Origin of the sequence: Nakamurella endophytica (assembly GCF_014646215.1) — a bacterium.
Lineage (GTDB): Bacteria > Actinomycetota > Actinomycetes > Mycobacteriales > Nakamurellaceae > Nakamurella > Nakamurella endophytica.
On record NZ_BMNA01000001.1, the window covers coordinates 481,858 to 501,812 of the forward strand.

Here is a 19,955-nt window from a genome sequence, read left to right on the forward strand (position 1 = left end):
GTCATCCGCTCCCCACCAGTCGGGCCCCGGGGGCGGGTCCCGACGCGATCCGTACGGCCCGGCAGGTACCGGACCCGGCCAGTTCCGCGGCGACGTCGGCGGCGGCGTCCGGCCCCGGGCACAGGAAGGCGCAGGTCGGGCCGGAGCCGGACACCACGGAGCCGACGGCGCCGGCAGCTCGCCCGGCGCGCAGCGTGCGGCGCAGCTCCGGCCGCAGCGACACCGCCGCCGCCTGCAGGTCGTTGCCGAGCGCGGCGCCGATGCGGACCGGGTCCCCGGACGGCAGCGCCGCGAGGATCTCCTGGACCGGCGCGACGCGCGGCGGGTCGCCGGCGGCCCGGAGCCGGTCCAGCTCGGCGAAGACCTCCGGGGTGGACAGTCCCTCGCCGGCGACCGCCAGCACCCAGTGCAGCGGGGTCCTGGCCAGCACCGGGGACAGCAGGTCACCGCGGCCGGTGCCGACCGCGGTGCCGCCGGTCAGCGCGAACGGCACATCGGCGCCGAGCCGCCGGGCGAACTCGGCGAGCTGGTCGCGGGTCAGGTCCAGGCCCCACAGCGCCGCGCAGCCGACCAGGGCTGCGGCCGCGTCGGCGCTGCCGCCGGCCATGCCACCGGCCACCGGGATGTTCTTGATGATCTCGATGGCAACCGGCCCGGTGCTGCCCGAGCGGCCGCACTCCTTGGCCAGCAGCCGCGCGGCGGCGCCGGCGAGGTTCCGTGGACCGGCCGGCACGCCGGGGACGGCGCCGCCGCCCGCCCCGTCGACCGTCCGCACCGACGACCGCGGCGCCGCGGACACCACCACCTCGTCGAACACGTCGACCGCGTGGAACACCGTGACCAGGTCGTGGTAGCCGTCGGGGCGCAGGTCGCCGACGGACAGGTGCAGGTTCACCTTCGCGGGCACCCGCACCCGCACCGGTCCCGGCACCACCCGCTGCCGGCCGGTCACCGTCCGGTCCCGGCGTGCTCGTCGGCCGCCAGGGCGGCGGCCGCGACCGCAGCGAAGCCGTGGACGTCGAGCATCTCGCCCCGCAGGCCGGGGTCGACCCCGGCCGCCCGCAGCAGCTCCTCGGCGCGCACGGGGCTCCCCGCCCAGCCGGCCAGCGCGGACCGCAGGGTCTTGCGCCGCTGGGCGAAGGCCGCGTCGATCACCCGGAAGACCCGGTCCCGGTCCCCGACCGGCGTCCGGTCGGACCGGACGAGCTGGACCAGCGCCGAGTCGACACCCGGCACCGGCCAGAACACCGACCGCGGGACGGCGCCGGCCCGGCGGACGGTGCCGTACCACGCCGCCTTGGCGCTGGGCGAGCCGTACGTCCGGCTGCCCGGCGGCGCCGCCAGCCGGTCGGCCACCTCGGCCTGCACCATCACCAGGACCCGGCGCAGCGACGGCAGCTCGGCCAGCAGGTGCAGCAGCACGGGCACCGCGACGTTGTAGGGCAGGTTGGCGACCAGCGCCGTCGGCACCGGCACGGCACCCGCGGCGGCCACCGCCAGCAGCTGCGCGGCGGTGACCTGCAGGGCGTCGGCGGTGAGGACCCGCAGCGCAGCCGCCCGCTCCGGCAGGTGGTCGGCCACGGTGCGCGGCAGCCGCCCGGCCAGCCGCGGGTCGATCTCGACGGCCGTCACCCCGCCGGCCACCTCGAGCAGCGCCAGGGTCAGCGAGCCCAGGCCGGGACCGACCTCCAGGACGTGGTCGTCGGCGGACACCCCGGCGGCGGCGACGATCCGGCGCACCGTGTTCTGGTCGTGCACGAAGTTCTGGCCCAGGGTCTTGGTCGGCCGCAGCTCGAGCTCGGCGGCGAGCCGGCGGATCTCCGCGGCGCCGAGCAGGGTGCCGGACGGAGTGCCCGGCGCCGGCGCTGGGGTGCTCGCGGCCGGGGCGCTCGCGGTGGCGGTGCTCGCAGCTGCGGCACCGGGGGCTCCGGGCGGCGCCGGCGGCGCCGACCCGGTCGTGCCCCGCCCGTCCGTCACCGTTCCATCCTCACACGCGCCGCCGGGGCGGACGGCCGGTCGACGTCGCCGGACGCCGGACCCGCGGACCCGGCCGGTCGGGCCCGGAGCCGGCCCGCGGACGCCGCCGCCCGGCCACCGACGTGCGGTGGCCGGGCGGGGACGGGGTCGGCGGGGCCGGCTGCCGAGCGGGCTCAGTGCGCTGCGTACGCGCACGCCCACGGCTCGAGACCGCGCTGCTGGTAGAGCAGCTTGGCGCGCATGAGCTGCTCCGACGGCGAGGCGTCCATCGGGTTGCCGGATCCGCCGACGGACTCCCAGGTGGGGATGTCGAACTGGAAGAGGCCGTAGGTCGGCAGGCCGGCGGACGGGTAGGCGTTCACCGCGCGCGGGTTGTGGGTCGACTCGCACATGGCCAGGCCGTCCCAGTTGACGCCGAAGGTGGTGTCGTGGGTGAGCACCTGGATGCCGTCGTAGGTGAACCGGGCGGCGGCCTGCTTCGCGGCGGCCTCCGACCCCGGGTCCGGCACCCGGGTGCCGACGTGCACGATCGACCCGACCGGCCGCGCGTCGGTGCGGCGCCCGAGCTCCCGGACCGTCCGCACGCCGTCGACGACGGTGACCCGGTAGCGGATGGTGACCTGCCCGGTGGCCGCCTTCCGGACCACCTTGGTGGTGCCCCGGTCGAGCGCCGCGTCCTGCACCGTGCGGGTGGCCGGTGCGGCCAGCGTGACCCGCCGGACCATCGACGAGATCTCTACCCGCCGCAGCGTGACGGTCGCCCCGTCGTGCAGCGCGGTGGGCGCGGACGGGGTGAGCACGTCCTGCCGGCCGACGGTGAGGTGCCGCTCCCGGAGCAGCGCGGCGACGGTGCTCGCGGCGGAGTGGACGGTGCTGCGCCGTCCGCCGACCACCAGGGTGACCGTGGACGCGGGCGCTGCGGCCTGCCGGGCCACCGGGATCTCCCGCGGGGCGCCGGCGTCCAGCACGGCGCCGGAGGTGCCGGCCGGCGTGACCGGCGGCACCGCCGCCGACGGTGCAGCGGCCGGCGAGGGACCGGCGGACAGGGCGTCGGCGGCCGCCGGCGCGCCGTGCGTCACCGCGATCGCCGTGCCGCCCCCGACGGCCAGCACTGCGACGGCGGCGACGACGGCGCGGCGGACCCGGCGGCCGCCAGCGCGGGACCGGGTGACCGGGGCGCTGGTGCTCCCGGTCGCCGCGGCGTCAGGGACGGCCGGTGTACCGGCGTCGTCGGGCTGGTCGGCCTGGTGGTCCGAGGTGGTCACGGTGTCCTCCGGGGTCTGCACGGACAGGGCGCACGGCGGCCGGCCGGCAGCCGGGTCCGCAGTGCGGCAAAAAGGGGCCGGCCGGGCCGGCACGCCGTCCGTGGATTCAGGCCGGATGAACGGCAACCATCACGGAAGTATTTCGAGGCGGTAACTCCACCGTAACAGCGGAATGGCCGGCCGGCAACCCCGGCTCAGCCGCCGGCTGCGTACCCGCACGCCCACGGCTCGAGACCGCGGCTGGCGTAGACCCTTTCGGCCACGGCGATCTGTTGTTCTCGCGTGGCGAGGTCGGCCCGCGGGGCGTATTCACCTCCGCCGTTGCTCAGCCAGGTGCCGATGTCGAACTGCAGGCCGCCGTAGTAGCCGTTGCCGGTGTTGATCGACCAGTTGTTGGTCGACTCGCACTGCGCGATGGCGTCCCAGTTCACGCCGCTGCCCGAGCCGCCGGTGTCCGCGGGCGGGGCGGATGCCGTGGCCTCGCCGGTACCCGCGTCGCTGTCGGTCGCGGCGTCGCCCGTCGGACCGTCCGCGGTGGCGGTGTCGGCGTCCGGACCCGCCGTGCCGGACCCGCCGGTGGCGACCGGTGCCGGCGGGACCACCCTGGTGCCGACGTGGGTCACGGACGGGGTCGCCGCCGTCACCTCTCGTCGCGAGAGGCGTTCCGGCGCACGGGCTCTGCCGTTGACGGTGGTGGTCCGCCACTCCTCGCGCACCGTCCCGGGATGGCCGGTTGCGGTGACCTGGCTGGTCCCCTCGTCCATGGTGTCGTCCTGGACGGTCCGGTCGGCAGGCTGGGACACGGTCACGGTGCGCACCGCCGTGTGCCGGCTGATCCGCACCACCGTCACCGACATGCCCTGTCGGAGCGGCGCTACCAGCCCCTGCGGGACGCGGCGGCCGGCCACGGTCACCGTCACGGAGTCGTCGGCGTCCGGCGCGGCGACGCCGCGCTCCCGCAGCAGCGCCGCCACGGTGGGCTGCGCCGACGCGCCGGTGACCGGACGGCGGGCACCGTCGGTCACGGCGACGGTCGGCAGCGTGCGGATCCGCACCGCGGCACCGTCGGCCAACCGCGAGTCCAGCGGCAGCGACAGCCGGTCGTTGCGGCCGAGGACGACGCCCTGCTGCGTCAGCAGCTCCCGCACGGTCGCCGCGGGGGTGTCGACCTCGGTGGTGTCGCCCGACGGCGTCGTCACCGAGACCTCGTGCAGCGTGCGGGCGCCGATGGCCAGCCCGGCCAGCGGCACGGCAGCAGCCGGGTCCACCGTCAGCTGGTAGTCGCCCGGATCCCGGTGCAGCTGGGACAGCACGGCCGACACGGTGCGCGCGGTCGTCCAGACCTGCTGCCGGTGGCCGTCCACGGTGACGGTGACCGGACGCGCCCGGTCGACGACGACGGACGACCCGTCGCCGACGGGCGTGGCCACTGCCGGGCGGACGGCGTCGCGCGCGCCGACCTGCACACCGGCGTCCTGGAGCGCACCGCCGACCGAGTCGGCCAGCGTGGTGACCTGCCGCTGCTGGCCGTCGACCGTCACGGTCACGGTCCTGGTGAGCGCGGCGGCCGCGGTCCCACCGACGGTCACCAGACAGAGCACCGTCGCGGCGGCGGCGAGCAGGGGGCGGCGCCGTCCACGACCGGCCCGCCGATGGGCGGCCGGGCCGCCGTGGTGGGCCGCGCCCGGTGCGACGCCCGCGGAGTCCGCACCGGCGGTGCGGCGGGTGCCGTCCGCACCGTCCGCCCGGTGCGCGCCGCGCGGGCGGTCCGCGCCGTCGAGATCTCGTGCCAAGAGGTCGGTGTCCCAGCCTGGTGGTGCCCGGGCAGGGGGTCGGGCGGGCGCACGCCCGTAGGGCAGGCTCGCGCCGGGACCCAGGGGTCCCCGAGCGGCACCTGCTGCGACACACCCGGAACTTCCCCATCCCGGCCGTTGTCACAGGACAATAACGGCACGGCTACGGGCCGGCAACCGCGTCCTGACCGCTCCGGGCGACCGGCGCACCGGAGGCCGGTGGACGCCGGTGGCGGAGCCGGTGCCGGGTCCCCAGGAGGCCGTGTGAGACAACGGCATCCGAGGCCCCGGTCAGGGCTCCGGCCAGCCGAACACCCGTGCTGTGGTCCTGCTCACCTGATCGCACAGCTGGGCCACGTCGACCCCGCGCAGGGCCGCCAGCGCCCGGACGGTCCACGGCAGCGCGTACGGCTCGTTGCGCCGTCCGCGGTGCGGGTGCGGCGTCAGGAACGGCGCGTCGGTCTCCACCAGCAACCGGTCCGCGGGCACCAGCGCCGCCGCCTCCGCCAGCGCCCGGGCGTTCTTGAAGCTGACCGGGCCGGCGAAGGAGAGCACGGCCCCGGCGTCCAGGCACCGCCGGGCGAACCCGGCGTCCCCGGAGAAGCAGTGGAACACCACCACCGGCGGGGCGCCCTCCGCGGAGAGCACCGCCAGGACCTCGTCGTGCGCGTCCCGGTCGTGGATCATCAGCGGCAGGCCGACCCGCTTGGCCAGGTCGATGTGCCAGGCGAAGGCCTCGCGCTGCGCGTCGGCGGGGGCCGCGTCCCAGTAGTGGTCCAGCCCGGTCTCGCCCACGGCGACCACCCGCTCCCGGCGGGCGAGCTGCTCCAGCTCCGCCCTGGCCGCCTCGTCGAGGGTGTCGGCCCTGGTCGGGTGGATCGCGACGGCGGCCCACACCCGCGGGTCCCACTGCGCGGCGTCCGCGGCCCAGCGCGCGGACGCCAGGTCGTCGCCGACCGTGACCATGCGGCGGACACCGACCTGCTCGGCCCGGTCGGCGGCCGCGGTGACGTCCGCCGCGTCGACGCACCCGCAGGCGTCGAGGTGGGTGTGCGCGTCCGCGACCGGCCGCGGCAGCGGCTCGGGCACCGGGGCGGGTGACCGGTCGGCGACGGCCGGGTGCACGCCGGTCACCGCCGGTCCCCCGGCACGGCGGTCCGGCTCACTGCAGCGGCGCCCAGTCCGGACCGGCCTCGCCGAGGCCGGGGTCCAGCTTGGCGAACAGCGGCGCCGGCTTGGCCAGCGGCCGCCCGGGCCGGATGTCGCTGCGCTGCCACCGGGCCTGCTCGTCGCGGTAGGCGCCGGTCAGCACCGGGTAGCTGCGGGGCGGCGGCACCCCGACGCCCTCGACGTCGTCGTCGAAGTCCTCGACCTCGCGGATCTCCGGTTGCGCCGCCCACACGCCCTCGCCGCCCAGCGCTGCGAACACCGCCTGCCCGGCGTGCGGCAGGAACGGCGTCAGCAGCGTCTTGGCGTCGTCGACCACCTGCAGCGCGGTGTGCAGGACGGTGCCCTGCCGCTCCCGGTCGTCGCCGAGCTTCCACGGCTGCTCGTCCGACAGGTACTTGTTGGCCAGCGACACCACCCGCATGGCCTCACCGGCCGCGGCCCGGAAACGGCTGCGGGACAGCAGGTCCCCGACGGTGTCGAACGCGGCCGCGGACGCCGCCAGCAGGTCGCCGTCGGCGTCGGTCACCGGCCCGCGGTCCGGGATGCGGCCGAAGTTGCGGTGCGCCATGGAGATCGAGCGATTGACCAGGTTGCCCCACTCGTTGGCCAGCTCGAAGTTGTTGCGGCGCACGAACTCGTCCCAGGTGAAGTCGGTGTCCTGGGTCTCCGGCCCGGCGACGGCGATGAAGTAGCGCAGCGCGTCGGGGCCGTAGGCGCGCAGGAAGTCGCCGACGTAGATCACCGTGCGGCGGGAGGTGGAGAACTTGGACCCGCTCATCGTCAGGAACTCGCTGGAGACCACCTCGGTGGGCAGCCGCAGCGGCCCCAGGGTGCCCGGGCTGCCGCCGCGGTCCCCGCGGCCGTCGTAGGCCAGCAGCTCGGCCGGCCAGATCTGCGAGTGGAAGGTGATGTTGTCCTTGCCCATGAAGTAGAACTGGCGGGCGCCGGGACCGTCGTCGCTGCCGTCGGCGCTCCACCACTGGCGCCACTGCTCCGGGTCGGTGCCGTAGCGCCGGGCCCACTCCACGGCCGCGGACAGGTACCCGATGACGGCGTCGAACCAGACGTACAGCTTCTTGTCGCCGCGCTCGCGCCAGCCGTCCAGCGGTACCGGAATGCCCCAGTCGATGTCCCGGGTCATCGCGCGAGGACGGATGTCGCGCAACAGGTTCTGCGAGAACTTGAGCACGTTCGGCCGCCAGTCGGTGCGGGTGCCGAGCCACTCACCGAGCGCGCCGGCCAGCGCCGGCAGGTCGAGGAAGAAGTGCTCGGACTCCACGAACGACGGCTTCTCGCCGTTGATCTTCGAGCGCGGGTCGATCAGGTCCACCGGATCGAGCTGGTTGCCGCAGTTGTCGCACTGGTCGCCGCGGGCCGACGGGTAGCCGCAGATCGGGCAGGTGCCCTCGATGTAGCGGTCCGGAAGGGTCCGCCCGGTGGACGGCGAGATGGCGCTCATCGTGGTGCGCGGCACCAGGTATCCGTTGCGGTGCACCGTCCGGAACAGCTCCTGCACCACGGCGTAGTGGTTGCGGGTGGTGGTCCGGGTGAACAGGTCGTAGGAGAGCCCCAGGCCCGCGAGATCCTCGACGATGACGCGGTTGTAGCGGTCGGCCAGCTCGGCCGCCGGGACGCCCTCGGCGTCCGCCTGCACCAGGATCGGCGTGCCGTGCTCGTCGGTGCCGCTGACCATCAGCACGTCGTGGCCGGCCATCCGCTGGTAGCGCGAGAAGACGTCCGCCGGGACGCCGAAGCCGGACACGTGGCCGATGTGCCGTGGACCGTTGGCGTAGGGCCAGGCCACGGCGGTCAGGATGGAACCCATGGCTAGAGGCTAGTTGCTCGGCCCCGCCGCACCGGTTCGGCAGCCGGGGACCCGGCCGCGGCTCCCGGCGTCAGGCCGAAGCGCCGACCCCGAACCGCAGACCGTCGAAGACCAGGTCCACCAGCGCCACCGCGGAGGCCTCGGAGCCCGGACGGTCGGTGGCCATGCAGATCCCGCCCATGGCCTGCAGGATCGCCTGCGGCTCGACGTCGGCGCGGATCTCCCCCGCGTCGGCGGCCGCCCGCATGAGGGCGCCGGCGGACTCCCGCAGCGTCGTGCGCGCCGACGCGAACAGGTCCGTCTGCGTGTCCATCATCGACCGGAGCAGCGCCACCATGCCGCGCTTGACGGCGGCGTACCGGACGAACCCACGCATCCACTCCCGCAGCGCCTCGGCCGGCGGGTGCGTCGACGGCAGGGTCCTGGCGGCCTCCGCCAGGTCGTCGATCTGCCGCTGGTAGACGGCGAGCACGACGGCCTCCCTGGTCGGGAAGTGCCGGTACAGCGTCCCGATGCCCACCCCGGCGCCACGGGCGATGTCCTCCAGCGACACGTCGACGCCGCGCTCGCTGAACAGGTCCGCGGCGGTGGCGAGCAGGGCGTCGCGGTTGCGCCGCGCGTCCGCCCGCAGCGGGCGGGGCGCGGCCGTCGCCGGTATCGCCGTGGTCGCCGCGGCCGGCTCCGGGGCGGCCGAGGTCGCCGTGCCGCCGGCCGTGCGCGCCGACTCACCGTCGAGCCGAGTCATGCGGGTCACCTCTCGCGTGCACTTGCAGAAGCGGAGGCAACCTCCGTATGGTTCTAAGCGGAGGCAACCTCCGGATGGCCTGGGCCCGGGCGAACCGGAGGAACCATCCGTTTCGCCGATGCTACGCCCTCGGGGCGTGGAAGGACCGCAGTCATGACCTTGTCCCTACCCCACCCGCACCGGTCCGCCGCCGGGCCCGCGACCGGCGACCGGCGCCGGGCCGCCGTGCTGGCGCTGGTGCTCACCGCCCAGCTGATGGTCACGCTGGACGCCACGATCGTGAACATCGCGCTGCCGGACATCGCCGGCGCGCTGGCGTTCTCGCCCACCGGCCTGTCCTGGGTGGTCACCGCCTACACGCTGGTGTTCGGTGGCCTGCTGCTGCTCGGCGCCCGGGCCGGTGACCTGTTCGGCCGGCGCCGCGTCTTCACCGCCGGCATCACCGTCTTCACGCTGTCGTCGCTGGCCGGTGGGTTCGCGCAGGATGCGGCGACGCTGCTGGCGGCCCGGGCGGTGCAGGGCGCCGGTGCGGCGCTCGCCGCGCCGTCCGCTCTGGCCCTGCTGATGACCCTGTTCCCCGGCCGCGCCGAGCGGACCCGGGCGCTGGGCTACTACACGGCCGTGTCGATCGGCGGGTCCGCGCTCGGCCTGATCGTCGGCGGCGTGCTCACGCAGTGGGTGTCGTGGCGCTGGGTGCTCTTCGTCAACGTGCCGATCGGGCTGGCGGTGCTGGCCGGCGTCCGCGTCCTGAGCGAGACCGCCCGGTCCCGCGGGCGGGTGGACGTGGCCGGTGCCGTCACCTCGACGCTGGGCATGACCGGCCTGGTCTACGGCTTCGTCCGGGCCGCCGAGCGGAGCTGGACGGACCCCTTGACCCTGGTCGCCTTCGGCGCCGGTGCCGTCCTGCTCGCCGCGTTCGTCCTGATCGAGCGGCGCAGCAGCTCGCCGATCACGCCGTTGCGGCTCTTCGCCGACCGGGACCGCGCCACCAGCTACGTCGCCCGGCTGCTGCTGGTCGCCGGGATGATGGGCATGTTCTTCTTCCTGACGCAGTTCCTGCAGGAGATCCTGGGCTACTCGGCCGTGGTGACCGGCCTGGCGTTCCTGCCGCTCACCGTCACCCTGTTCGGCTCGTCGCAGCTGTCCGCGCGGGTGCTGGTCGGCCGGTTCGCCACCCGCACGCTGATCGCCGGCGGGCTGGCCGTGTCCACCGTCGGTCTGGCCTGGCTCACCCGGCTGGACGCCGGCAGCGGGTACCTGGACCTCCTGCTGCCGCTGCTGCTGTTCGGTCTCGGCAACGGCGTCGCGTTCGTCCCGCTCACCGCGGCGTCGCTGTCCGGGGTCGCCCCGGAGGACTCCGGCGCGGCGTCCGGGCTGGTGAACGTCATGCAGCAGGTCGGCGGTGCCCTCGGGCTCGCCGTGCTGGTGACCGTGTTCGGCAGCGCCAGCCGGTCGGCTGCCGCGAGCGCCACCGGGACGGCCGCCGACCGGGCCAGGGCCGCGTTCGTCGCCGGGTCCGAGCGCGGCTTCACCGTCGCCGCGATCTTCCTGGCGGCCACCGTGCTGCTGGTGCTGGTCGCCCTGCGGCGCAGCCCGCGGCCCGTCGCCGCACGTGCCGTGGGGGCCGACAGCGCGCCGGCGGCCGCCACCGCGCCGGCCGCCGTGACCGCGGTGAGCGACGCGGCCGACGTGCTCGCCGAGCTCGACGGCGCACCGCGGCCGGCCGCGGCCACCGCCTGAGCGGTCCGCCGGTCACCGGCCCGGGGCAGCTGCGCCCCGGGCCGGTGGCGTGTCCGGGGTCCGGCGCTCAGCGACGGGGCTTGGCCTCCTGCGGGCCGAGACCGCCCTCGGCGGAGATCTCCGACCGGTCGCCCGACCACAGGGTGTGGAAGACGCCGTCCCGGTCCACCCGCCGGTAGGTGTGGGCTCCGAAGTAGTCGCGCTGCCCCTGGATGAGCGCGGCGGGCAGCCGCTCGGCGCGGAGCCCGTCGTAGTAGGCCAGCGCGGCGGCGAAGCCGGGCGTCGGGATGCCCGACTGGGCCGCCCCGGCGACGACCCGCCGCCACGAGTCCTGGGCGTGCCCGATCGCCTCGGTGAAGTAGGGCGCGAACAGCAGGCTCGCCGGTCGCTCGCCGGCGTCCCGGTAGGCCTCGGTGATCCGGTTGAGGAACTTGGCCCGGATGATGCAGCCGCCGCGCCAGATCCGGGCGACCGCGCCGAGGTCGATGTCCCAGTTCCACTGGGCGGCGCCGGCGACGATCTCGTCCAGGCCCTGGGCGTAGGCGATGATCTTGGAGGCGTACAGCGCCGCCCGGACGTCCTCGACGAAGGCGTCGACGTCGCGGACCTGCCAGCTCTGCGAGGGCCCCGGCAGGCCGATCTGCTGGGCGGCCGCCCGCTGCTCGGGCAGCGAGGACAGCCCGCGGGCGAACACCGCCTCGGCGATGCCGGACACCGGGACGCCCAGGTCGAGCGCGGTCTGCACCGTCCAGGTGCCGGTGCCCTTCATGCCGGCGGCGTCCACGATGACGTCCACCAGCGGCGTGCCGGTGTCGGCGTCGACCTGGCGAAGCACCTCCGCGGTGATCTGGATCAGGAACGAGTCCAGGTCGCCGCGGTTCCAGTCGGCGAAGACGTCGGCGATGGCCGTGGGCTCCAGGCCGGCGCCGCGCCGCAGGAGGTCGTAGGCCTCCGCGATGAGCTGCATGTCGGCGTACTCGATGCCGTTGTGCACCATCTTGACGAAGTGACCAGCACCGTCCGCGCCGATGTGCGTGCAGCAGGGTTCGCCGTCGACGTGGGCCGAGATCTTCTCGAGTATCGGGCCCAGGGACTCGTACGCGGTGGCCGAGCCGCCCGGCATGATCGACGGCCCGTTGAGCGCGCCTTCCTCGCCACCGGAGATGCCGCAGCCGACGAAGTGGATCTGTCGCTCGCGCAGCGCGGCCTCACGGCGCTGGGTGTCCTGGAAGCGGGCGTTGCCGCCGTCGATGAGGATGTCGCCGGGCTCCAGCAGCTCGGCCAGCTCGTCGATGACGGCGTCGGTCGGGCCGCCGGCCTTGACCATGATGATCACCTTGCGCGGGGTGGCCAGCGAGGCGACGAAGTCCGCCATGGAGTGCGACGGGACGAACGTGCCGTCGCCGCCGTGCTCGGTGATCAGGTCGTCGACCTTGGCGCTGGTGCGGTTGTGGACCGCGGTGACGAAGCCCTTGCTCGCGAAGTTGCGGGCCAGGTTGGACCCCATCACCGCCAGTCCGGTCACCCCGATGTCGGCCTTCGGTGCTGCGGACATGCGGACCTCCTGCTGGTCGGGACGGAGAGGGACTGCGACAAACGTGGGAGCGCCGGCGACCGGGGTCGCGGACGGCGGGGACAGCCTTGCCTACCCCGGCCGGATGCCGTCCGGCGGGTCGGCCGGGCGTCCGGCTGCCCGGCGGCCGGGGTCAGCCGGACAGGGCGGAGCGGACGGCGGCGGCGACCCGGCTGCCGTCGGCGCGGCCGGCGATCTGCGGCTGCACCAGCTTCATGACGGCGCCCATCTGCTGCGGGCCGGGGGCCGCACCGGTGTCCGCGGCGACGGTCGCGACCGCCGCCGCGACCAGCTCCGACAGCTCGTCGTCGGAGAGCTGGGCGGGCAGGTAGCCGGTCAGCACGGCGGCTTCCGCCTGCTCGCGGGCGGCGAGCTCCGGCCGGCCGGCCCCGTCGAAGGCCTCCGAGGCCTCCCGGCGCTTGCGGACCTCGCGGGTCAACACGGACACGACGTCGGCGTCGCTGAGCACCCGGGCCGTGTCGCCGGCCACCTCCTCGTTGGTGATGGCGGCGAGCGCCATCCGCAGCGTGGACACCCCCACGGCGTCCCGCTCCTTCATCGCCCGGGTCAGGTCGCCGCGGATCCGCTCCTTCAACGTCGCCATGACCTCATCCTGCCCGCACGGTCCAGCAGGGTGGCGATCACCGGTGCGCCGCGTCGTACACCCGGCGGCGCGGCACACCCGATCGGTCGGCCACCTCGTCGACGGCGTCCCGCCGGGTCCGGCCAGCGGCGACGAGCTCGGCGACCTGTGCGGCCAGCTCGGCGTCCCCGATCTCGACCGCCACGACCGGTGCCCCCGCCACCACCAGTGTGATTTCGCCGCGGACACCGTCCAGGCCGGCGGCGAGCTCGCCGAGGGTGCCGCGGCGGACCTCCTCGTGCATCTTGGTCAGCTCCCGGCACAGCGCGGCGGGCCGGTCCGCGCCGAACGCCTGGACCATCGCACCGACCGTGTCGGCGATGCGGTGCACCGACTCGAAGAACACCATCGTCCGGCGCTCACCGGCCAACTCGCGCAGCGCCCTGGACCGCTCCCCTGCCTTGCGCGGCGGGAAGCCCTCGAACGTCCAGCGGTCCGACGGCAGCCCGGACAGCGCCAGCGCGGTGACCACCGCAGACGGGCCGGGGACCGAGGTGACCCGCAGCCCCGCCGCCGCGGCCGCCGCCACCAACCGGTACCCCGGGTCGGACACCGACGGCATGCCGGCGTCGGTCACCAGCAGCACCCGGCCGCCGCCGCGGATCCGGTCGAGGATGCCGGGGATCCGCGCACCCTCCACCGCCTCGTAGTACGACACCACCGGGCAGTGCACGGCCACGTCCAGGTCGGCGGCCAGCCGCAGCAGCCGGCGGGTGTCCTCCGCCGCGACGAGGTCCGCGGTGCGCAGCGCCTCGACCAGCGCCGGCGAGGCGTCGGCCGGCCGGCCCAGCGGTGTCCCGCCCAGGATCAGCACGCCGCCCGGCGGCTCGCCCGCGATGCGCCCGGCGTCCGGGTTCACGCCGGTGTTCACCGGGCCCACCTTACGATCGCGGGCATGACCGCCCCGCCGCTCGTCGACCCTGCCGGCGGCCGATCGCCCGCCGCGGGTGACGGTCCCGACGGGGGGACGCCGCCGGACCCCTCGGCCCTGCACCGCACCGGCCGCGGCAGCACCGTCCCGCTGGTCGACGATCTGGACCCGAGCCAGGCCCGGCCGGACCCGGCCGCCGACGTGGTGGCGATCGGCGAGGTGCCGCCCGTGCGCCGCCCGGTGCGTCCGGAGCGGCGCCGGCTGCCCGACCCGCCGACCGACCGGCTGCGCGCCTGGCTGGTCACCGCCGGGCTGGCGCTGATCGGCGGGCTGCTGCGGCTGTGGAACGTGGGGCAGGCCGCTGATGGGGGGGTCGGCGGGTCCGGATCGGTCCCCACGCCGCTGTTCGACGAGAAGTACTACGCCGTGCAGGCCGCCGAGGTCATCCGCAACGGCGGCATCGAGGACAACCAGGCGTTCGGCGTGGTGGTGCACCCGCCGCTGGGCAAGCAGATCATCGCGCTCGGCGAGATGCTGCTGGGCTACAACCCGACCGGCTGGCGGATCTCGTCGGTGGTGGCCGGGACGATCATCATCGCCCTGATGGTCCGGGTGGTCCGCCGGATGACCCGCTCCACGCTGGTCGGCGCCATCGCCGGCGTGCTGGTCATCTGCGACGGGGTCAGCCACGTGCAGGCCCGCACGGCGCTGCTCGACGTGTTCCAGGAGCTGTTCATCCTCGCGGCGTTCGCCTGTCTGATCGCCGACCGGGACCAGGTGCGGGCCCGGCTGAACCGGTCGGTCGCCGACCCCGACGCCTTCTTGCCCACCCGCGGCCCGGGATTCTGGCGGCGCAGCGGCGAGCGCGCGGGCGTCGCGCTGGGCGCCCGCTGGTGGCGCTTCGGATGCGGGCTGTTCCTGGGGCTGACCACGTCGGTCAAGTGGTCCGGCTTCTACTGGATCGCCGCGTTCGGCATCCTCAGCGTCGTCTGGGACATCACCGCGCGGCGCGAGGCTGGCATCCGCACCCCGGTGGTGGCCGTGATCCGGCGCGACCTGCTGCCCTCGCTCTGGTCCCTGGCGGTCGTGCCGATCGCGACCTACGTCGCGTCGTGGTGGGCCTGGTTCGCCTCCGAGGACGGGTGGGCCCGGCACATCTTCGTCGCCGACACCGAGAACTGGACCAGCACCGGGCTGCAGAAGATCGCCGCGGTCTGGCACAACTCGCTGTGGCAGTGGACGTGGAAGATGCTCGACTTCCACTCCAGCCTGCTCACCCCGACCAACCCCGCGGACCGGCACCCGTGGGAGTCCAAGCCCTGGACGTGGCCGATCGGCACCCGGCCGGTGCTCTACTACGTGTCCTCGGGGCAGAGCGGCTGCGGCGACGGACGTACCGACTGCATCGGCCGGATCTTCCTGATCGGCACGCCGGCGCTGTGGTGGGTGTCGCTGTTCGTCGCCGGCTGGGCGCTGTGGCGGGCGATCGGCCGGCTCGACTGGCGCTACGCCGCGGTGCTGGTCGGCTACGGGGCCGGGTACGTCCCCTGGTTCTTCAACCTCGACCGCCAGATGTACTTCTTCTACGTCACCCCGCTGGCGCCGTTCCTGGTCATCGGCATCAGCCTGGTGCTCGGCGACGTCCTCGGCCGGGCCCGCGCCGGGGTGGAGAAACGGTTCCTGTCGGTGGCGGTGGTGGCCGTCTACGTGGGGCTGGTGGTGGCCAACTTCATCTGGCTGCTGCCGATCCTGCAGGGCGACCCGATCACGCAGGACCGGCTGACCGCCGAGACCTGGCTGCCGTCCTGGGGGTGATCCCGCCACGGCTCCCCGACGACTCTGTCAGAGCCGTTGTGGCGCAACCCTTCCGGCGTCCGCGGTGACCGGCTCGGGCGGCCGGTGCCGCTCCGCGCCACGGGTATACGGTGGATCTCGGACCGACTTGCACCGACACGTCGAAGGAGCACCGCATGGCCCCGTACACCCTTCCGGACCTGCCCTACGATTTCGGGGCGCTCGAGCCGCACATCTCCGGGCAGATCACCGAGCTGCACTACACCAAGCACCACCAGACGTACGTGACGACCGCGAACGAGGCCCTCGAGCAGCTCGCCGAGGCCCGCGAGAAGGAGTCGTTCGGCACGCTGCCGGGCCTGGAGAAGAAGCTGGCCTTCAACCTCGGCGGCCACGTCAACCACTCGATCTGGTGGCCGAGCCTGTCGCCGAACGGCGGCGACCGTCCCGACGGCGAGCTGGCCGCGGCGATCGACGAGTTCTTCGGCTCGTTCGACGCCTTCCAGAAGCAGTTCACCGCCAACGCCACGTCCGTGATGGGTTCCGGCTGGTCGGTGCTCGCCTGGGACTCCCTGGGCCAGCGGCTGAACATCTTCCAGCTGTACGACCAGCAGGGCAACATCCCGGCGGCGCAGATCCCGGTGCTGATGGTCGACGTCTGGGAGCACGCCTTCTACCTGCAGTACAAGAACGTCAAGGCGGACTACGTCAAAGCCTGGTGGAACGTCGTGAACTGGGCCGACGCCCAGGCGCGCTTCGCCGCCGCCAAGGCGAACACCGCGGGCCTGGTCATCCTCTGACCCGTCCGCAGCCAGAGGTCCGCGACGCCCCCGCCCCCACCGGGTGGGGGCGTCGCCGTCTCCCGGCCCGGTGACGGCCGGATCGTTGCTCTCGCTCCATTCTTTGCAAGTCCTCAGCCTCCGGTACGCCCGCTCACGTCCCCCGCACAGACAGCCGTCCCACCGTGGACCGCAGTGGCCGCCGACCTCGGGCGGCCGATCCCGGAGGGCCTCGAACATGACTGTGCGTTCTGCCGCCGGCGCCGCGTCGCCGGACCCCGCCACCACCGACACCCGCGCCTCCCGCCACCGGCGGACCGCACGGCGGGCCGTGGTCGGTGCCGCGGCCGGTGTGCTGATGCTCGGCGTGGGCAGCGGGGTGGCGGGTGCGACGCCGCCGTCGGTGGTCGCCGCACCGTCCGACTCGACCGCCGACAGCACGGTCAGCGCCGACTGGGCCGGCTGGGAGGTCACCGGTGGCACCTACACGTCGGTGTCGGCGTCCTGGACGGTGCCCACGGTGACCTGCGCGCCGCGCCGGACCGCCTACAGCGCCCACTGGGTAGGCCTGGACGGGGACGGCAGCGAGTCGGTCGAGCAGATCGGCACGTCCAGCGACTGCGACAACGGCACGCCCAGCTACTCGACCTGGTACGAGTTCTACCCCGCGGCGTCCGTCACGCTGCCGCAGACGGTGAAGCCTGGCGACTCCATGACGGCGTCGGTGACCTCGACCGACTCCGGTTACCGGCTGGTGCTCACCGACCGGACGCGCGGCTGGACCAAGACTGTCACCGGTCAGGCGCCGGACGCCGAGAACGCCTCGGCCGAGATCATCAGCGAGGCGCCGTCCGACGGTCGCACCGAGAGCGTGCTGCCGCTGGCCGATTTCGGCTCCGAGACCTTCTCCGACATCCGGGTCGACGGAAAGCGCATCGGCACGCTGTCGAACGCCCGGAAGATCGAACTCGCCGACCGCAGCGGCACCACGATGGCCACGGTGTCCCCGCTGACCGGCGACGACACCTTCACGGTCACCTGGAAGGCCGAGGGATCGACCGGCACCGGATCGGCCGGCGGATCGGGCCGTGGCAGCGGGTCGGGCAGCGGGTCGGGCAGCGGGTCGGGCAGCGGGTCGGGCAGCGGGTCGGGCAGCGGGTCGGGCAGCGGGTCGGGCAGCAGTGCCGGTGGCTATCCCGGTGGCGGCCCGGGCGGGCTGGACCCGTGGTCGATGGGCGGCTGGGGCCGCGGCACCGGTGACCTGTCCGGCTCCGGCTGGACCGACCTGGGCAACGGCTGGACGCTGGTCGACCCGTGGAGCACCGGCGGCTGGAGCACCGGCGGCTGGGGTTCCGGCGACGGCTCCACCGGCGACACCGGCACGACGGGCGACACCGGCAGCGACGAGGCCGTCGGCGCAGCCGCGGGCAGCTCCGGCTCCGGCACCTCCGCGTTCGCCTGGGGCGGCGGCTGGTGATCCGCGGCCCGGGGCGACACGGCCCCGGGCCCGGCGGCACGATCCACGACACCCGGTGGTCCGTCCGGACCACCGGGTGTCGCCGTTCCACGGGCCGTCGATGCCGGTCGGCAGTGCCCGGTCCAGGTGCCGGTACCGGTGTCCGGGTCGGCCACCCGGCGGGGCCGGATCAGCGGCCCGCCGGGTGGGCCTCCGCCGCCCGGACCGCCGCCAGCACCGACCGGGCCGTCGACCAGTCGTGCAGCGCCCCGGCGAGGTCGCCGACCGCCGCAGGCACGACGTCGGACAGGAACCGCCCGGTGGCCAGCAGGCCGCCCGCGGCCAGGTCCGGCAGCGCCATCGGGTCGCCGGCCGGGGCCGCCACCGCGGCACCGCCCCCGACACCCGTGCCCGGGACCGCCGCCGACGGCCGGGCCAGGTCCGGGAGACCGGCCGTCACCGGAGCCGTGCCGCCAGCCGGTTGCAGCGCCCCGGCGGGAGCCATCCCAGCGCCGCCGGCCAGCACCGTCGTCCCGCCCAGCAGACCGCCCAGTGCCAGACCCAGCAGCAGCGCGGCCGCCGTCACCGCGGTCAGCAGGTGACGCCGCAGGACCGCGGCCCATCCGGAGGTCGACGGCACGGCGAGGGGGGCGGACAGGACCACGGCGGAATCCGGGCAGGCGCAACGCATGGTGACGACTGTCGGCCGCACCCCTTTCGGCGGACTTGGAGCCGGCTGCGACGGGCGCTTGCGACGGGGACCGGCCGGCTTGCAAGTCGCCCGCAAGATCCACACAGGGTGCCTCGGTGATCACCGCGAGGTGGGCCGACCGCCTGCGTACGGCATCGACGGATCGGCGACATCCGCACGGTCCAGCCGCGGTGGTCCGGAACGGGGCGGGGCTCGCGGAGGCACGGGAGCCGGCGTGTCCGGCATTCCAGGCGGACCCGCTGTCCGCCGATCGGAGGACAGGAGCCCTCCGCCTGGTCGATCGATCGGACCGGTCCGAACGGGCGCGAGCCGTCGCAGGATCTCGCCATGTTCACGACGACATCCCCCGCCCGCCGTCCCAGCACCGACGTGGAGCCGGGCCGCCTTCCCCGGACCTCCTCGATCCGCCGTCTTGCCGCCGGCGCCGGGATGGTGCTGCTGTTCGGCGGCTTCGGCGTCGCCGTCGCAGCTCCCGCGCAGGCCGCCACGCCCGCGCCGTCCCCCACCCAGCAGGCCGGCGCCACCGCCACCGACTCCTCGGACATGAGCTACTGCTGGTCGACCGTCTGGCAGCCGGACGTCGACTACTCGTCGTGCCCGGATGTCGCGGAGAAGGGCTGACCGCCGGGTCTGCAGGACACCATCCCTGCCGTCCGCGTCACTGATTACCTGCCCTCAGCGGACGGTGCGCTGCCGGCACCCGGGCTCTGCGCCCGTCTGCCGGCAGCGGGCCGGCGGCGCGCGGCTAGCCTGGCGCTGTCGGCGCCGGCCCGCCGGCGGGGGGGCATCGCGGTATGACGGTCACAGCGGCGCAGGCGGTCTCGGGGGTCGACGCCGTCCTCGAGCGAGCCCGGGCCACGCTCCGGCGGCGGACCGCCCAGGAGACGGTCGCGGCGGTCGCCGCCGGCGCGCTGCTGGTGGACACCCGGACGCCGGACCAGCGCGCGGAGACCGGAGAACTGCCCGGGGCGCTGGTCATCGACCGGACCGTGCTGGAGTGGCGGCTCGACCCGGCGAGCCCGTCGCGGATCCCGGAGGCGACGTCGTACGACCGGGAAATCGTGGTGGTGTGCCGGCAGGGCTACAGCTCCAGCCTCGCCGCGGCCAGCCTGCAGGCCGTCGGCCTGCACCGGGCCACCGACCTGGTCGGCGGTGTCGAGGCGTGGGTGGCCGCGGGGCTGCCGCTGCACCGCGGACCCGCGGACGTGCGCCGCTGAGCACGCGGCCCACCGGGTCGGGCCGCCGGCAGCAGCACCCGCCTCGGCACGTCCCGCACCCGGCGGTCAGGACCCGTCGAGCAACCGCTGCACCCGGGCCACCTTGCCGTCCAGCTCGCCGGTGTGGCCCGGGCGGATGTCGGCCTTGAGCACCAGCGACACCCGCGACCCGTAGCGGCCGGCGGCCTCGGACGCGCGCCGGACGACGTCCATGCACTCGTCCCAGGACCCCTCGACCGTGGTGAACATGGCGTCCGTCCGGTACGGCAGCCCGGACTCCGCCACCACCCGGACCGCGTCGGCCACCGCCTGCGACACCGAGTCGGCCGGCCCCTGCCGGGTCAGTTCGCCGTCACCGGACGGCGCCACCGAGAACGCGACCAGCATGTCTTCCT

The 19,955-nt window shown here is 75.1% G+C and carries 18 protein-coding genes; 6 read left to right on the forward strand and 12 right to left on the reverse strand.

The features are described 5' to 3' along the window. Position 1: 1 nt before the first annotated feature. From IEY37_RS02085 to IEY37_RS02115, 7 genes are all read right to left on the reverse strand, one after another. Positions 2–952, reverse strand: a complete 951-nt coding sequence (locus IEY37_RS02085) for a 4-(cytidine 5'-diphospho)-2-C-methyl-D-erythritol kinase (RefSeq protein WP_229673587.1) — start codon at positions 950–952, stop codon at positions 2–4. Continuing rightward, positions 949–1,836: a 16S rRNA (adenine(1518)-N(6)/adenine(1519)-N(6))-dimethyltransferase RsmA gene (gene rsmA / locus IEY37_RS02090; RefSeq protein ID WP_188940159.1), complete on the reverse strand. Its 888-nt coding sequence runs from the start codon at positions 1,834–1,836 to the stop codon at positions 949–951. The genes IEY37_RS02085 and rsmA overlap by 4 nt, the downstream gene beginning before the upstream one ends. Before the next feature lie 314 nt (positions 1,837–2,150). Beyond that, positions 2,151–3,242, reverse strand: coding sequence for a resuscitation-promoting factor (locus tag IEY37_RS02095; RefSeq protein WP_188939819.1), 1,092 nt, complete (start codon positions 3,240–3,242; stop codon positions 2,151–2,153). A gap of 194 nt (positions 3,243–3,436) precedes the next feature. Further along, the gene (locus tag IEY37_RS22630) at positions 3,437–5,035 is read right to left on the reverse strand and encodes a resuscitation-promoting factor (RefSeq protein ID WP_188939820.1); all 1,599 of its coding nucleotides are present in this window, start codon (positions 5,033–5,035) and stop codon (positions 3,437–3,439) included. Positions 5,036–5,326: 291 nt separating this feature from the next. Further along, entirely contained in the window at positions 5,327–6,169 is an 843-nt protein-coding gene (locus IEY37_RS02105; RefSeq protein WP_188939821.1) for a TatD family hydrolase, read from the reverse strand. A gap of 28 nt (positions 6,170–6,197) precedes the next feature. After that, on the reverse strand, positions 6,198–8,030 hold the full coding sequence (gene metG, locus IEY37_RS02110) for a methionine--tRNA ligase (RefSeq protein WP_188939822.1): 1,833 nt from the start codon (positions 8,028–8,030) through the stop codon (positions 6,198–6,200). A 70-nt stretch (positions 8,031–8,100) separates the two neighbouring features. Beyond that, positions 8,101–8,775, reverse strand: a complete 675-nt coding sequence (locus tag IEY37_RS02115) for a TetR/AcrR family transcriptional regulator (RefSeq protein ID WP_188939823.1) — start codon at positions 8,773–8,775, stop codon at positions 8,101–8,103. A gap of 153 nt (positions 8,776–8,928) precedes the next feature. On the opposite strand from IEY37_RS02115, the gene IEY37_RS02120 reads away from it, so the two are divergent. Beyond that, positions 8,929–10,515 carry an MFS transporter gene (locus IEY37_RS02120; RefSeq protein WP_188939824.1) on the forward strand — a complete coding sequence of 529 codons (1,587 nt, stop codon included), beginning with the start codon at positions 8,929–8,931 and terminating at the stop codon, positions 10,513–10,515. 67 nt (positions 10,516–10,582) lie between these two features. On the opposite strand, the gene gnd is transcribed toward IEY37_RS02120, so the two are convergent. The 3 genes from gnd to rsmI all read right to left on the reverse strand — a co-directional run bounded on the left by gnd (position 10,583) and on the right by rsmI (position 13,602). Continuing rightward, the gene (gene gnd, locus IEY37_RS02125; RefSeq protein ID WP_188939825.1) at positions 10,583–12,070 is read right to left on the reverse strand and encodes an NADP-dependent phosphogluconate dehydrogenase; all 1,488 of its coding nucleotides are present in this window, start codon (positions 12,068–12,070) and stop codon (positions 10,583–10,585) included. A 151-nt stretch (positions 12,071–12,221) separates the two neighbouring features. Then, positions 12,222–12,692, reverse strand: coding sequence for a GatB/YqeY domain-containing protein (locus IEY37_RS02130; RefSeq protein ID WP_188939826.1), 471 nt, complete (start codon positions 12,690–12,692; stop codon positions 12,222–12,224). Positions 12,693–12,729: 37 nt separating this feature from the next. Beyond that, positions 12,730–13,602, reverse strand: a complete 873-nt coding sequence (gene rsmI, locus IEY37_RS02135; RefSeq protein ID WP_229673591.1) for a 16S rRNA (cytidine(1402)-2'-O)-methyltransferase — start codon at positions 13,600–13,602, stop codon at positions 12,730–12,732. 24 nt (positions 13,603–13,626) lie between these two features. On the opposite strand from rsmI, the gene IEY37_RS02140 reads away from it, so the two are divergent. The 3 genes from IEY37_RS02140 (at position 13,627) to IEY37_RS02150 (ending at position 17,652) form a co-directional block, all read left to right on the forward strand. Next, on the forward strand, positions 13,627–15,417 hold the full coding sequence (locus tag IEY37_RS02140; protein ID WP_188939827.1) for a dolichyl-phosphate-mannose--protein mannosyltransferase: 1,791 nt from the start codon (positions 13,627–13,629) through the stop codon (positions 15,415–15,417). Between the two features lie 155 nt (positions 15,418–15,572). Next, positions 15,573–16,196, forward strand: coding sequence for a superoxide dismutase (locus tag IEY37_RS02145; protein WP_188939828.1), 624 nt, complete (start codon positions 15,573–15,575; stop codon positions 16,194–16,196). 217 nt (positions 16,197–16,413) lie between these two features. Beyond that, positions 16,414–17,652, forward strand: coding sequence for a G1 family glutamic endopeptidase (locus IEY37_RS02150; protein WP_188939829.1), 1,239 nt, complete (start codon positions 16,414–16,416; stop codon positions 17,650–17,652). Between the two features lie 169 nt (positions 17,653–17,821). On the opposite strand, the gene IEY37_RS02155 is transcribed toward IEY37_RS02150, so the two are convergent. Next, positions 17,822–18,322 (reverse strand): hypothetical protein, encoded by a 501-nt coding sequence (locus IEY37_RS02155; RefSeq protein ID WP_229673593.1) that lies wholly within the window; start codon positions 18,320–18,322, stop codon positions 17,822–17,824. Positions 18,323–18,670: 348 nt separating this feature from the next. Between IEY37_RS02155 and IEY37_RS02160 the strand changes: the two genes are divergently transcribed. Together IEY37_RS02160 and IEY37_RS02165 are read left to right on the forward strand one after the other, a co-directional pair. After that, positions 18,671–18,964: a hypothetical protein gene (locus IEY37_RS02160; RefSeq protein ID WP_188939831.1), complete on the forward strand. Its 294-nt coding sequence runs from the start codon at positions 18,671–18,673 to the stop codon at positions 18,962–18,964. 173 nt (positions 18,965–19,137) lie between these two features. Further along, positions 19,138–19,560, forward strand: coding sequence for a rhodanese-like domain-containing protein (locus IEY37_RS02165; protein ID WP_188939832.1), 423 nt, complete (start codon positions 19,138–19,140; stop codon positions 19,558–19,560). A gap of 66 nt (positions 19,561–19,626) precedes the next feature. Here IEY37_RS02165 and IEY37_RS02170 read toward each other — a convergent pair whose 3' ends face one another. Beyond that, positions 19,627–19,947 (reverse strand): thiamine-binding protein, encoded by a 321-nt coding sequence (locus tag IEY37_RS02170; protein ID WP_188939833.1) that lies wholly within the window; start codon positions 19,945–19,947, stop codon positions 19,627–19,629. Between the last annotated feature and the right edge of the window lie 8 nt (positions 19,948–19,955).